This window comes from Aminobacter sp. MET-1, assembly GCF_026521175.1.
GTDB lineage: Bacteria > Pseudomonadota > Alphaproteobacteria > Rhizobiales > Rhizobiaceae > Aminobacter.
In genome coordinates, this window is sequence record NZ_JAMSHL010000147.1 from 1 (window position 1) to 251 (window position 251).

The 251-nt window shown below is 53.8% G+C and carries 1 pseudogene; it reads left to right on the forward strand.

Annotated features, from left to right (window positions below):
- Positions 1 to 251, forward strand: a pseudogene (locus tag NDO48_RS29395) (hypothetical protein); the annotation flags it as partial.

The window sequence follows — 251 nt, forward strand, 5'->3', positions numbered from 1 at the left end:
TATTAATGGTCAGGAAGCCCAGCACCAGGTGAGCACGGCGAAGAAAATGTCCGTTGGTCAGATCCTGCGTAACCGTCAGTTCTGGGGTATCGCGCTGCCGCGTTTCCTGGCAGAACCGGCCTGGGGTACTTTTAACGCGTGGATCCCGCTGTTCATGTTTAAAGTTTACGGCTTTAACCTGAAAGAGATCGCGATGTTCGCCTGGATGCCGATGCTGTTTGCTGACCTCGGTTGTATCCTCGGTGGTTACC